The sequence below is a fragment of the Streptococcus sp. oral taxon 431 genome (genome assembly GCF_001553685.1).
Classification (GTDB): Bacteria; Bacillota; Bacilli; order Lactobacillales; family Streptococcaceae; genus Streptococcus.
The window spans coordinates 1,216,921-1,229,113 of the sequence record NZ_CP014264.1 but is presented as its reverse complement, the minus strand read 5'-3'; the positions used below and the strand labels follow the sequence as shown (position 1 = coordinate 1,229,113).

The following is a 12,193-nucleotide window of genomic DNA, read 5'->3' as shown; positions in this document are numbered from 1 at the left end:
TATCATGGTTACAAAACGGTTTTTGAAAAATGTTATTGTTGCGATGGTCTCGGTTTTTATGTCCTTGACCGTTTTTCAAGGTGTTCAAGCTCAGCAAACTGGATTCGATTACCAACGACAACAGCGAATTGTTGAGTGTGTAACTTTGCTCGTGAAATCCTAGAAACCTTTTGGCGAAAGTTTTTTAAGTTTTGAATTGTGAACTTAGTTTGACAATTCAGGACAAATGTATAACCATGTCGACCTACTAACGTTGAGGAGAAATATTTATGCCTGATTTTGCTAAAATAGATAAAAAGTCTGTATATACTACGATCATTGGTTTGTTTCTAATGGCAGTATTGTCTTTGACAAAGATAATACCTGAACTTTCTTTGTCAGGTCTCACTGTACTGATTGGTATTCTCTTTTTCTTTGTTCTTGAACATTTTGATAAGAAATCACATATAGAATCAAGTTTGCGCTTTAAATCATTTTTCGATGATCTGAAAAAACAAGGGGTATTTCTTTTGGTCTTGCTTCCTGTAGGAACCGCTGCAGCAACTTTGCTTATCGGCGATATGATATTTAAGGGCGCTTTTGCTAGTCATATTTTGGGAAGAACGGATGGTATGTTATCCTTCGATAAAATACCGCTCCTTATGGTTCAAATAGTAATCGCAGCCTTGGGGGAAGAAATTGCATGGAGAGGTTTCTTTCTTGGTAAGTCAATGAGAATTATACCATTTTGGCTTTGTGCCATTCTATCTTCTTTATTGTTCGCGATAGCCCATATTTCTAGTGGAAGCGTTGGGCTTGTAAGCTACGATATTTTCATGATTTTTGTTGATAGTATCATCTATGCAATGATTTATAAAAAGTCTGGGAATTGTTTGATTTCTACACTTTCTCATATTCTTGGAAATGCAACAGGAATTCTTTTGCTAATGATGTATAGCTAGACAGATTTTAATGTTATCTAGCTAATAAAGGATTTTCATTATAGGGAGGAAATGATTACTATCAGCAAAAGTGGGCTAGATGACTTGATTTATAAAAGTAAGGAATCTTGCTAAAAACTTGAATAACAAAAGGCCTTGTTTCTAAGGTTTTTTGTTTAATTTTTGAAAGTATACTTGTCTTGAGATAAAAACTCTGAGATCAAAACCTCTTGACTAATTGTTTCAGATAAGGCTTGTCTAAAAGCTAATTTTCATAATGAATAGGATTTGTCGTATATGGTTGGGAGGTTTAACAGTGGTCCAACTAACAAATGTTCCTGACCAATAATATAGGGACATTTGTTCCCACTTTCTTAATATCCTTTTATGAGTCCCGCAGTAAGTTCATCACTTGTTGCTAATATATCATCTATGCGAGCATCTTTTATCAATTGGTGAGATACATTTAGGCAGTCATTAAAGAGGAAGGAGTTCTAAAGCCTGCTTTTGATATTTTTGACTTTGCGGAAGAGTTTAGCGAGTTGGATATTGATACTGAAAGTATGGAGATCATTCAACCTGCTTTAGACCATTTTGAAAAGCTCCAAATCCCTAAGGAGTACGCCCAACATGTCCAAGAAATCTATATGGATGGAGGAAATGAAATTTATCTGAATTTGATACCTCAGTGGGACGGTGAAGATGATAGTTTCGATCTAAATGAAGTTAGTCTTAAAGAACTGCAACAGTTTTCAAATCTGAAGCAAGCGACTATCATAAGCAGTAATTTTGAACATGTCAAAAAAACCTTCGACAAGCAAGGGGTTCAAGTGAAGGTATTATAATTGTTGCATTTATCTGAATAAATCATAAATGGATGGTATAAGTTCTTTAAGGATAAGGGCTAAAAAGGAAAGAAATCTGGTGATAGATAATGAACATTCTTGATCTTAATTCTAATCAGAAAGATACGATATTGTTAATCCACCCGATGTTATCATCGGCTCAAGGGATGAAGTCCCTGATTGCAGACCAGATGGGGCAAGAGTTTAGATATATCATTCCGGATTTGTCGGCGCATGGGCAATCAGCTTCGCTAATCTACGAATCGGCTCTTAAGGAAAGCCAAATGATCTATGATTATCTAAAGGATCATCATATAAAAGACTTGTGTTTAGCTTTTGGTGCATCCTTGGGTGGAGTTGTGTTACTGCAATTATTGAATTACAAGGATATCAGGTTTGGGAAACTTGTTTTTGAAGGGGTTAGTTTATGGACAAATGCGCCCTTGTTTGATGTCTTTACTAGGTATTTATTGTTAATAAAGCACAGAAAAGCTCTGCGAAATAGAGATCTTGCTGTTCGTAAGATGGTTGCACTTTATGGAGAAAAAGGAGAGATGATGGCGGATTCTTTCATTGCTATGGATGAAGAAAGTATCAGACATATTTCCCATGATTGTGCATTTGTAGCTTTACCTAATCTTACGCCAGAGGAACAAAAGAGTTGTGTTTTCTTTTATGGTTCAAAAGAATTCGACTTGATAGTTGCAAAAAAAGTTGTCCCCAAAAAGTATCCTCATGCTACATTTCACATTTGGCAAGGATATGACCACTGTCGCAAGATCACTGAAAATTCGGCAGTTTACTGTAAATTATTAAAAGAAATGATTTTAAAGAAAAATATCAGTTTTAATGAGGTAAGACATGACAAGCAAAAAATCTGATCTTGAACATTATAGAAATATGTTAAAACAACCTTGGGGAAAGATACAATATGAAATAACCTTTGCCCAACTTGCTCATCTGGAAGGTAAGAAAATTCTAGATTTTGGATCTGGATTTGGTTTGGTCAGTGAATTTCTTTCTCGCAAGAATCAAGTTATTTCTGTTGAACCTAATGAGGAAATGCTCTATGCCAACTCTTCCACATCCTATGAAAAATTGTGGGGAAGTATTGACCAACTCGCTCGTTTTACGGATAAATCCTTTGATCTTGTCCTTTGCCATAATGTTTTAGAATATATAGATCCTAATGACCGAAAAGACTATCTTCTGGAGTTCAAAAGAATTTTAAAAGATGATGGCTTGATTTCAATTATCAAGCATAATCACGTTGGAAAAGTTCTACAAAGTGTTGTTTTTGCTAATGACATCAACCAAGCATTTAGCTTACTCAATGGTGAAAATTTTGAGAGTCCATCTTTTGCAAGTGGTTCTACTTATACGATAGAGGAATTATTAGCTTTGTCTGGTCTTAAATTAGAAAACTATTTGGGGATTCGAACATTTTACAGTCTACAACCAAATGAATTTAAGAGCAAAGAAAACTGGTTAGAAGAAATGACAAAGATTGAACTTGCAGTATGTGATTTAAAACCCTATAAAGATATTAGTTTTTTACAACATTTGTGGCTAAAAAAATAATAGAAGCATAGGTTTTGTTTTAAAGTAAAATAAAAACTGTCGTATATGAAGAAAGAGTGAATGAGATGATTTCTTCAGTTTGTAACTTGATAAAATTTTTTCCACAAATTTATTTTTCGAATTTTGAAAGAAAAATTCTTAGACAGTTCAGGATTGTATCTATTTTAGTTTACTACTTTCAATTTTTGTTTTTAGAAATATCATTATATAATAAAGTGTATCAAAAAAAGATATATTGATAGCCTAAAGATGCAAATAGATATTGAGGAGAAAATGAATGCAAAAAATAATGTTGATTATCAATCCAACCTCTGGTGGAGAAAAGGCTTTAGATTATAAGGAAAAGTTAGAAAGTAAGGCAAAAAAATACTTCGAGCAAGTCGATACCAGAATTACACAAAAAGCGCAAGACGCCACCAACTTCGCCACAGAAGCTTCTCGGGAGAATTATGATGCAGTCCTTGTTTTTGGTGGAGATGGGACTGTCAATGAAGTAATCTCAGGTATCGCTGAAAGAGACTATGTTCCAAAACTAGCAATTATACCTGGAGGAACTGGAAATCTCATTACAAAGTTGTTAGAAATCAATCAAGATATTGACGGGGCTATTGACGAACTCGATTTTAATTCTACGAATAAGATTGATATCGGAAAATCAAATGGAAATTATTTTGGTTATATCTTTAGTATTGGTTCACTACCAGAAGCCATTCATAACGTTGGAATTGAAGATAAAACAAAGTTTGGTATGCTAGCCTATGCGATTAATACCATGAAGTCTGTCGTGACAGATCAAGCATTTAATATTACTGTTGAGACTGAAAAAGGAAATTACATCGGCCCAGCCAGCCATGTTTTAGTTCTTCTTACCAATTATTTCGCTGACAAAAAAATCTTTGATGAAGACAAGGATGGTTATGCTAATATTTTGATTTTAAAAGATGCATCTATTCTTACCAAATTGTCAGTTATCCCTGATTTATTAAAAGGTGATGTTGTAGAAAATGATCACATCGAGTACATAAAAGCTCGTCATATAAAAATTTCTTCTGGTTCCGAATTAGAAACGGATGTTGATGGTGACAAATCTGATGACCTACCAGTAGAAGTCAAGGTGCTAGGTAAGCATATCGAGGTCTATTCTCAACCGAAAGCATAATCTTATTTACCTTTAACAACAATTTTTTTAAACAAAGGAAAGCCTATGAAATTTAAAAGATTAGCGACTATTGGTCTTTGCTCAACACTTCTTTTGACCTTAGTAGCTTGTAGTCAAACTCAAAAGACTTCTGATAGTACTGCTGAAACTTCAGTGACTCAATCACAGTCGAATCAGGTTTCTTGGAAGGCTAGCTATACCAATATGAACAGTCAACCAAGTGCAGAAGAAGTTCGGAAAGCCTTGGCTGCACATTTGGATAAAGACAGTGTCGATGCATTTTTCAACCTTGTAAATGATTATAACGCGACTGTTGGTTCAGTAGGCTTAACTGGAGATTTTTCTACATTTACCAAAACAGACTATGATGTTGAAAAGATAAGCAATCTTTGGGCACCGAAGAAAGGTGATTTTGTCGGCACTAACTGTCGTATTAACAGTTATTGTTTATTGAAAAATTCTATCGAAATCCCTAAGTTAGAGAAAGACGATTCCCTCTTGTTTGTCGATAATGATGCCATTGATAAGGGCAAAGTCTTTGGTGCAGAAGACAAGGATGCTTTTGATATTTTATTCTCAAGAGTCAAGACCGAAGCAACGACAGATGTTAAGGTGCATGCTGCTAAGATGGAACAGTTCCTTTCTCAATTCAAGTTTAATGAAAATGCAAGAATGCTCTCCGTAGTCGTCCATGATGACTTGGATGGTCAATTCCTCTTTATCGGACATGTCGGCATACTTGTACCAAGCGAGGACGGTTATCTCTTTGTCGAAAAGTTAACTTTTGAGGAGCCTTATCAAGCTATCAAATTTGCAACCAAGGAAGATTGCTACAAATATCTAGATACAAAATACGAAAACTATACAGGTGAAGGTCTAGTGAAGCCCTTTATTATGGATAATGATAAGTGGGTTCAATTTTAGGAGAGTGGACATTATGGATTCATTGTTTGGACTGATAGTCTTATTCCTAATAGGGGTATGGGCTGTTTGGGTTATCAAAGGAAACCAACAGAGACCAAGAAAAAATGAAAGGTTTATTGGTTATATCAATCGATACGATGAAGATGGAGAGCCCTACCAAGCTGAGGTTTGGGAAGTGACAGAAGATGATGAATAGAAATGATTAAGGGAAATCAAGCATGGCTAAACATACATTAAGAGTTGTAAAAATTGATAAAGAAGCTATTTTTGAGCTGCTCTACGAGACTTTTATAGCTCAAGAGCAAGAACTGCTGGACCTGTCGCCAGTAGATCTTATCAATGATTGTGCTATGGATTGGGAAAAGGGAGAGTTTATCTTTGCAGCACATCTTCAGGAAAATAGTCTGGGAGAATTGAATCCTCTTCCCAAAGATATTGATATCAAAGAGTTGCTGAAAAAACTACCTGTTACAACAGATTCCGTTCTTGGGCAAGAGAGGATTTATAGAGATTTTTCATTCGACCAATTAAAAAAATAGTATAATAGTAGTAAATAAAATAGTCATAAGGAGACATAATGGATATTAAAGATTTTACAGAAAAAGAACAAGAGATGATTAAAAAGGGACTAACTTTCTCTAAGCTGAACGATAAGGAAACTGCTGATAAGATTATCGCCTTAATTCCTCAAGATATGATTAAACGGATTCCATTTTTTGTTAGAAAACATGCCATTACACGTACTGTTAAGAGAGTCTCGCTCGAGTATCCAGAGTTGTATGCTGTAGCTGAACAAGAAGGCCAACTTCCTGAAAAGGAAGCTCAAGAATTGCGACAAATTCTTACAGATATTTTCCAAGAGAAAATGAACAAGCATAAGATTAAATAAGCTTTGAGATTTATCAATAAGATGTCGATTGAGCATTAGGAGTTGAGAATGGCTATTGATGGCGTTAAAATCATTGACAGTGATCAAGGGTATGACATTTACAATGAGGTAGTTGGTCGCTATAGAGACGGTGAACATGTAGCGAATATCATCAAGGATATTCTCGATGCGGAGAATGATTACTGTCAAACAGACTTTTTTACAGAAATTTATTGGACAGCTCTTGCCTACTCACTGTGGAAGATTGGTCACCTGACAGACGATATCAGAGATAAAACCATAGAGCTTATCAAAAAAGGTCCCGATCCATTTTGGTCGGAAATAGACTCAAAGGCTTTGAAGCAAAGGCAAAAGGTCTTGGAAAAACTTGCAGTTCAGTTGCAAACTGAAAATCCTAGACCTCTAAAGGTTCCTAAAGCAAAAGCTAAACGCAAACTTTACTTTGAAGAAGGGGATATCCTTGCTGTTAAGTTCCAAGATGAGTATGGTCTTGTCTTTGTATCTATGGTTGAGCAGAGTCCTAGAAAGCTTGAGTACCATTTGGCTTGCACGCGCCTCTTACAGACAAAAAAGCCCACCATCGATGATTTTTTGACCAGTCATATCTCCTGTAAGATGGACAATACAAAGTTTGCTCTGGTTACAGATTGCTGGTTCAATCACAAAGATTTAGGGCAATTATTAGAAAATATTGAAAAAATTGGACAGGTGAAACTCAGCCCATTTAGTCTTTGGATGCTAGCACCTGCCCAAAATTTAGAAGATATTTATGAAGAAATCACTAGAGATAAAGGTTCCTCTGGCCTTCGATTCATCGAAACCTATAAGCTTGTCGACGATATTTTTCCAGTTTAATGCCTATGTGATAAAGGGGGAAATGGTCAATCATTCCCATTGAATGTGTTGGGCTCTGACACCATAACTATCTAGGGAACCATCTGTATTAAACTTGGCTTCAATCCGGTATCTTTTCCAGAGGTCGTAATCTGCTGTTTGGATGGTTAGGATAAAGTTGGTATCCTTATCAGAGACATTATAATCAGCAGGATTGACTTCAAAGATATCGATTAATTTTCGTGTTTGAAAATCTTGGAGTTTGAGATTTGCTAGCTTGATATGATTGATGGAAATTTCTTCTAGTTGCTTGCTATCCTTAGGTGTTCTGTAATAGGTGATGACGCAGTTTTTGAGCTGATCAGTATCTCTTCCCGTAGGAGTAAGGCTCATAAAGCCATAGGACTGATCATCCCGCTTGACTTCGAGAAGCTGACCGTAGTAGAAGTGGTCGTTTTTGGGATTGGTGATGGATCTCTCTGCGCCTTTATCTCCAAAGGTAAAGCCTTGGTCTAAAAGCTCGGAAGCCTTAGTCTCCCCGATAATGATAGTGGTATCTTGAATGGCTACCGGAACAGGTTGAGCCGGAAGACCACTCATCATCATGCAAAACATAAAAACATAACTCGTTAAAAAAGCTGCCCCGATAAAAGCGTTGGTTGATGCATAGACATGACTGTTATGAAAGTTTTTTCTTATAGCCAGTACAACAAATTTGCCAATACTTTTTAAAACCATACTAACAAGTACGATAAAAAATTGTTTTTTTAAACATTCATAAATGGCTTGAGGAAAGCTATTACCATGATAGTAGAAGACAGCCAATACTAGTAGATTTACGATTAGATAGATTAGAAAGAACCAATGAATCTCTTTAAGGGCATTAGCATCAGTGATTTCTTCATAGTCAACGTGAATTCTACCTTGAATGGCATGGCCGAGTTTATAGATCCATTTTGGGACATCTTTCCCTTGTCTGACTACAACTACAAGTCTAATATAGAGATAGATAGTAAAGGACAAGGATAGAAAGAAAAGAGCATAAAAACCCAAAACAATACTAGTGAACATTACTATTTCCCCCTATTTTAACATTCAATAAAACAATTTCTTAGCTCCATTATAGCATTTTCTATAGAAATAGAGCTAAAAACATCAGTATTATCCTATAAAATTCAAAGGAGAAAAATCATGGGAATGATTGCCAATTATCAATATTTACCAGACGATGAATTAGAACAAATAAAAGCTCTTTCTAACCAAGAAGATGACTTGTTAGACTTTGCTGAGGACTCAGCTGATACTCATGATATCTTAATAGATATCGACAAAATGTGGGATGCCTTGGTCTTTGTCTTGACAGGATTTAGTAGTTCAGAATTTTTGGATGACAATCCCTTGAGAGAAGCTGTTTTAGGAGTGACTCCTCTAGAGGATGTATCTGAATATATTGCCTATACTGAAAAAACCAAGATAGCCGAGATTGTAGAAGCTTTAGAAAGTTTTGACATGGACAGAGCTATGGCTAACTTTAGTATGGAAGCTTGTAAAAAAGCTGATCTCTATCCTAATATTTGGGATTATCTAGAGGAAGAGGAAGAAATCAAGGATGAAATTCGAATCAGTTTTGTAAATATGAAAAGATTTTACAAGCAAATCTTAAGTCTAGAAGGAAATGTTTTAGTTACTATCTGTTAATCAGAATTTATCCATGTAAGAAAAGGTAGTCAGATGAATCCATATTTACAAGAATATATCACCCGGACAAGGGAATACCATGCTAAAGATGGAAATTCTTCCAGTGTTACGGCACTCTATGATTTGGCTGATGAATTAGCTAAGTCTGAGGATTTAGATGCTAAAAAAGTCTTAGTTGACTTCTATGAACAATTGGGTCTCTACACTAGTGCCTATAGCTTATTTACCGAAATTTTAGACAAATCTGATCGAAAACAGATAAAGAAACTGAGCCGTTTACAAGAAATGAGTCAGAGTCATGGCGATCGTTTTGCCCTTCCTCGTCCTCTAAGAAAAGAAGAGAAGAAGCAAAGACAGAAGCTATTACAGTCTTTGCCACATTTTATCTATCATCCAGATCCCTTAGCTACAGGTTCATTTGTTGAAGGAGAAGCCAAGCTTTGTCCATCTTGTGGGAAAGAAAGCAATGTTTATTATGCCTTGATACCTTATAGTATCGAGAATATAGAATACCTTTGCCCAATGTGCATTGCAAACGGTCAAGCAGCTAAGAAATTCGATGCGGAATTTATCCAAGATGCCGAGTGGCAGGGTGAATTGGATCCAGAAAAGAATCAGCTGCTTTTTTGTCAGACCCCAGGCTACTCTAGTTGGCAGGGAGAATATTGGCTTTCTTGTTGCCAAGATTATTGTGCTTACTTGGGTACAGTTGGAACTCGAGAATTGAAGGATATGGGAATCGCTGAGCAAGTCTTGGCAGACTATGAAGCGCGTGAAGAATATCAAGAGGTAGAAGACTACTTGATCAAAGACGGGCCTATCTGTGGTTATTTGTTTAGATGTCTACATTGTCAAAAATACCAGATCTGGGTTGATGCAGATTAAATCGAAATGTGATTAGCTATGAAAATTAAAGAGAAGACTATGGAAGAACTAGAATTATTCGAAGCTGCCTCCAAAGATTTATTAGATACTATGCAGGGATTTAAAGACAATCTATCTGTTCAATTTGCCCTATTAGATAGTGATAACTGGCAGTATGATAAGGGATCGATAAAAGTTTGTAAGGCTGATGAGTCAGGATTCAAAAAAAGATGTAGGGTCGGAATCAGCTACAACTTGAAAGTCTCCCTATTAAACGAAGATGCCGAGCAAATCTGGTTACTGTTTAAAAACTGGTTCAATACTAGCAGATTGGGTCAAGTTGAAAGAAATCCTAATAATGAGGATTTGGGAAGATATGTCTTCTCAGCAAGTTCCCCTCTAGGTGATCAGGTAGATTGTTCGATTTATTTGCCTAATGAGTGGAATATCCCTCAGATTAGCTTTTCAGGCTATCTAACAGCTCGTTATAGGGCTTGTGATCTTGATAAATTGCAAGAATAAGATGGAGGTTTTTAGAGATGAGAAAGATTAATTGGGACAAGATAAAAACTCGCTTAGATGCCTTGCTAGTCATTGACGAATATCTGACAGATCCGAGTGAGGATTGGCTCAGACTCGTGATTAAGACTGAGGAAGACTATGGACTCCGCTACCTTATTGACAATGGCTCTGGTGATTCTTTAGATGTGATTTTGACTGATAAAATGATCCTTATAAAAGGCTTTGATCATGAAAGTAGTTTAAGCCAGTTTGCTGCTGACGAGTGGAATCAAGATGTCATTGATGGTTTTTATAAAGGACTAGATGAAAAGTATGTCTCACTTTATTCAGAAGAACAAAAAGATGAAACAACCTTCTTTATCTGGTATGATGGTCACGCGCATCAACAGACTTACCAAGGCCAGGATGGTGGAGAATGGTTGCTTTCTTACCTTTTTGATAGCTTTGAGAGATTTCATGAGTTTGTGACTGACTATTATGAAATTACTGTAGATAAAGATTTACTTAGGAAACTCTACATGGATGGACAACTTTCAGACATAGAAGTAAAGCAATTAATCCAGGAGAGTTAAGAGAGTTATCATGAGAGTGAACTATAAAAATACCCCTGAAAACTATCGAGCTATGGCGGAAATAATCATCCCACCCTTGCTTGATTTACTCAAAAGTTTAACCTTGTTAGAAGAGGAAATTTTTGAGCGTAACAGAGCACTGGATAAGGAAAAAGAACGCCTTGGCATCCCAGCAAATCAAATTCATCCCAAGTGGAATGAACTTATGGATGACTATTTTCAGAGGCAAATGCAACTTCTAACTGGACGAGTGACTCAAAATTACTTGGAAGGAGGAGTTCGAATTTCTTATAGCTCTCCAAGTGAGTATAACTATGTTCAAAAGAATGATTTTTCTGTAGATTTTATCATGACAAAAGCTGAAGAAGCAAGAGTCATCACCCATTATCAAGAAGCTTTAGAAATGAAGCATCAGTTTGTACTTAGATTGGTGGATGGAAATTGGCTACTTGATGAGAAATTTTACGGTTTTGAGGATGAGGAAACTTGGTATGGCGACTTACTTTGAGTAAGAGAGCTTTGCTTTCCAACTGATATGAGAAAAAGGAGAAGTCCTGTGAATTTTTTAAAAAATCTATTTACTAGTAAGAAAGAAAAGTCAGAGAAGAAAAAACAACTGATCTTGTCCATGCCTCTTTTCAAAGGCAATCAAGCCTATTCTTTCGACCAGGTCATTCAGGAATTGAAATCTCACTGGGGACTTGAAATTTCTGAAGTTTCTGGGGATGATTCTAGTGCAACCTTTGTGATTGATGGTGCTCTCGTTGCGCTGGCTTTGATGGATCTTCCCATCCCAAGTCAAGAATTTGAAAAATTGTATGCCTATTCTTACCTCTGGCAGGATGTTGAGAAGGAAACACAGGAGCACACACAGCATGCTATTGTTTCTATTTTGTCTGACAATCTTTCGCCAGTAGAAACTTATTCCCTGTTAACTAAAGTCAATGCCTCTATCCTAAAAACTAGTCAATTAGCTATTGGTATTTATCAGGGTTCTACCACCTTGCTCTTGCCCAAAGATCTTTATCTAGACCTGGCTGACCTTTTGAAAGAAGAAATGCTTCCCCTTCAACTCTGGATTTACATGGGAATTATCAACCAGGGAGATAAAACTAGTATTTACACTTATGGTTTGAAAGAGTTTGGAAGAACTGAGATTGAAATTATCGAGTCTCCTATGAATAGCGATGACTTATATTATTTCCTCTTGTCTATTCTTCAGTATGTTTTAGGCAGTGATGTCACCTTAAAGGACGGTGAAACCATTGGCTTTTCAGAAGATCAAAAAATCAAAATCACTGAGTCAAAAGCCGTCTATTTGGAAGGAAATTCCTTGAAATTAGATGTTTAAACCATGATTTATAATTGAGTGTCCTTCCTAGATT

17 protein-coding genes and 1 pseudogene are annotated in these 12,193 nt (G+C 36.2%); 16 read left to right on the top strand and 2 right to left on the bottom strand.

All coding sequences use genetic code 11. The features are described from left to right. Window positions 1-269 precede the first annotated feature (269 nt). On the top strand, window positions 270-941 hold the full coding sequence (locus tag AXE83_RS05775; protein ID WP_060955752.1) for a CPBP family intramembrane glutamic endopeptidase: 672 nt from the start codon (window positions 270-272) through the stop codon (window positions 939-941). Between the two features lie 155 nt (window positions 942-1,096). Here AXE83_RS05775 and AXE83_RS10605 read toward each other — a convergent pair. Then, a pseudogene (locus AXE83_RS10605) lies at window positions 1,097-1,402 on the bottom strand (LacI family DNA-binding transcriptional regulator); the annotation flags it as partial. Here AXE83_RS10605 and AXE83_RS05770 point away from each other — a divergent pair. From AXE83_RS05770 to AXE83_RS05730, 9 genes are all read left to right on the top strand, one after another. Continuing rightward, window positions 1,397-1,765 carry a DUF6892 domain-containing protein gene (locus AXE83_RS05770; RefSeq protein WP_414283146.1) on the top strand — a complete coding sequence of 123 codons (369 nt, stop codon included), beginning with the start codon at window positions 1,397-1,399 and terminating at the stop codon, window positions 1,763-1,765. The pseudogene AXE83_RS10605 and the gene AXE83_RS05770 overlap by 6 nt on opposite strands. 89 nt (window positions 1,766-1,854) lie before the next feature. Beyond that, window positions 1,855-2,646, top strand: coding sequence for an alpha/beta hydrolase (locus tag AXE83_RS05765; RefSeq protein WP_060955751.1), 792 nt, complete (start codon window positions 1,855-1,857; stop codon window positions 2,644-2,646). Further along, window positions 2,627-3,346, top strand: coding sequence for a class I SAM-dependent methyltransferase (locus AXE83_RS05760; protein WP_060955750.1), 720 nt, complete (start codon window positions 2,627-2,629; stop codon window positions 3,344-3,346). The genes AXE83_RS05765 and AXE83_RS05760 overlap by 20 nt, the downstream gene beginning before the upstream one ends. A gap of 277 nt (window positions 3,347-3,623) precedes the next feature. Continuing rightward, the gene (locus tag AXE83_RS05755; RefSeq protein WP_060955749.1) at window positions 3,624-4,505 is read left to right on the top strand and encodes a diacylglycerol/lipid kinase family protein; all 882 of its coding nucleotides are present in this window, start codon (window positions 3,624-3,626) and stop codon (window positions 4,503-4,505) included. 45 nt (window positions 4,506-4,550) lie between these two features. Then, window positions 4,551-5,429 (top strand): DUF4300 family protein, encoded by an 879-nt coding sequence (locus tag AXE83_RS05750; RefSeq protein ID WP_060955748.1) that lies wholly within the window; start codon window positions 4,551-4,553, stop codon window positions 5,427-5,429. Window positions 5,430-5,442: 13 nt separating this feature from the next. Then, window positions 5,443-5,625, top strand: coding sequence for a hypothetical protein (locus AXE83_RS05745; RefSeq protein ID WP_060955747.1), 183 nt, complete (start codon window positions 5,443-5,445; stop codon window positions 5,623-5,625). Window positions 5,626-5,647: 22 nt separating this feature from the next. Beyond that, window positions 5,648-5,968, top strand: coding sequence for a hypothetical protein (locus tag AXE83_RS05740; protein ID WP_060955746.1), 321 nt, complete (start codon window positions 5,648-5,650; stop codon window positions 5,966-5,968). Between the two features lie 38 nt (window positions 5,969-6,006). Next, complete coding sequence (locus AXE83_RS05735) at window positions 6,007-6,318, top strand: hypothetical protein (RefSeq protein WP_060955745.1); 312 nt, start codon at window positions 6,007-6,009, stop codon at window positions 6,316-6,318. A 48-nt stretch (window positions 6,319-6,366) separates the two neighbouring features. After that, window positions 6,367-7,173, top strand: a complete 807-nt coding sequence (locus AXE83_RS05730; RefSeq protein ID WP_060955744.1) for a hypothetical protein — start codon at window positions 6,367-6,369, stop codon at window positions 7,171-7,173. A gap of 30 nt (window positions 7,174-7,203) precedes the next feature. Here AXE83_RS05730 and AXE83_RS05725 read toward each other — a convergent pair whose 3' ends face one another. Next, a complete protein-coding gene (locus AXE83_RS05725) occupies window positions 7,204-8,223 on the bottom strand; it encodes a hypothetical protein (protein WP_060955743.1) in 1,020 nt (339 codons plus the stop codon). Between the two features lie 120 nt (window positions 8,224-8,343). Between AXE83_RS05725 and AXE83_RS05720 the strand changes: the two genes are divergently transcribed. The 6 genes from AXE83_RS05720 to AXE83_RS05695 are packed head-to-tail and all read left to right on the top strand — an operon-like array spanning window position 8,344 to window position 12,159. Continuing rightward, a complete protein-coding gene (locus AXE83_RS05720) occupies window positions 8,344-8,850 on the top strand; it encodes a YfbM family protein (protein WP_060955742.1) in 507 nt (168 codons plus the stop codon). A 33-nt stretch (window positions 8,851-8,883) separates the two neighbouring features. Beyond that, on the top strand, window positions 8,884-9,735 hold the full coding sequence (locus AXE83_RS05715; protein ID WP_060955741.1) for a CbrC family protein: 852 nt from the start codon (window positions 8,884-8,886) through the stop codon (window positions 9,733-9,735). Window positions 9,736-9,753: 18 nt separating this feature from the next. Further along, window positions 9,754-10,236 (top strand): hypothetical protein, encoded by a 483-nt coding sequence (locus AXE83_RS05710; protein ID WP_190279303.1) that lies wholly within the window; start codon window positions 9,754-9,756, stop codon window positions 10,234-10,236. A gap of 17 nt (window positions 10,237-10,253) precedes the next feature. Beyond that, window positions 10,254-10,808 (top strand): hypothetical protein, encoded by a 555-nt coding sequence (locus AXE83_RS05705; RefSeq protein ID WP_060955739.1) that lies wholly within the window; start codon window positions 10,254-10,256, stop codon window positions 10,806-10,808. Window positions 10,809-10,818: 10 nt separating this feature from the next. Beyond that, entirely contained in the window at window positions 10,819-11,316 is a 498-nt protein-coding gene (locus AXE83_RS05700; RefSeq protein WP_060955738.1) for a hypothetical protein, read from the top strand. A 48-nt stretch (window positions 11,317-11,364) separates the two neighbouring features. After that, window positions 11,365-12,159, top strand: a complete 795-nt coding sequence (locus tag AXE83_RS05695) for a DUF4261 domain-containing protein (RefSeq protein ID WP_083279621.1) — start codon at window positions 11,365-11,367, stop codon at window positions 12,157-12,159. The last annotated feature ends 34 nt before the right edge of the window (window positions 12,160-12,193 follow it).

Bases quoted from the DNA above. Each gene is read 5' to 3' on its own strand.
- AXE83_RS05775 (WP_060955752.1), top strand. From the start codon at position 270: ATGCCTGATTTTGCTAAAATAGATAAAAAGTCTGTATATACTACGATC.
- AXE83_RS05765 (WP_060955751.1), top strand. From the start codon at position 1,855: ATGAACATTCTTGATCTTAATTCTAATCAGAAAGATACGATATTGTTA.
- AXE83_RS05760 (WP_060955750.1), top strand. From the start codon at position 2,627: ATGACAAGCAAAAAATCTGATCTTGAACATTATAGAAATATGTTAAAA.
- AXE83_RS05755 (WP_060955749.1), top strand. From the start codon at position 3,624: ATGCAAAAAATAATGTTGATTATCAATCCAACCTCTGGTGGAGAAAAG.
- AXE83_RS05750 (WP_060955748.1), top strand. From the start codon at position 4,551: ATGAAATTTAAAAGATTAGCGACTATTGGTCTTTGCTCAACACTTCTT.
- AXE83_RS05745 (WP_060955747.1), top strand. From the start codon at position 5,443: ATGGATTCATTGTTTGGACTGATAGTCTTATTCCTAATAGGGGTATGG.
- AXE83_RS05740 (WP_060955746.1), top strand. From the start codon at position 5,648: ATGGCTAAACATACATTAAGAGTTGTAAAAATTGATAAAGAAGCTATT.
- AXE83_RS05735 (WP_060955745.1), top strand. From the start codon at position 6,007: ATGGATATTAAAGATTTTACAGAAAAAGAACAAGAGATGATTAAAAAG.
- AXE83_RS05730 (WP_060955744.1), top strand. From the start codon at position 6,367: ATGGCTATTGATGGCGTTAAAATCATTGACAGTGATCAAGGGTATGAC.
- AXE83_RS05725 (WP_060955743.1), bottom strand. From the start codon at position 8,223: ATGTTCACTAGTATTGTTTTGGGTTTTTATGCTCTTTTCTTTCTATCC.
- AXE83_RS05720 (WP_060955742.1), top strand. From the start codon at position 8,344: ATGGGAATGATTGCCAATTATCAATATTTACCAGACGATGAATTAGAA.
- AXE83_RS05715 (WP_060955741.1), top strand. From the start codon at position 8,884: ATGAATCCATATTTACAAGAATATATCACCCGGACAAGGGAATACCAT.
- AXE83_RS05710 (WP_190279303.1), top strand. From the start codon at position 9,754: ATGAAAATTAAAGAGAAGACTATGGAAGAACTAGAATTATTCGAAGCT.
- AXE83_RS05705 (WP_060955739.1), top strand. From the start codon at position 10,254: ATGAGAAAGATTAATTGGGACAAGATAAAAACTCGCTTAGATGCCTTG.
- AXE83_RS05700 (WP_060955738.1), top strand. From the start codon at position 10,819: ATGAGAGTGAACTATAAAAATACCCCTGAAAACTATCGAGCTATGGCG.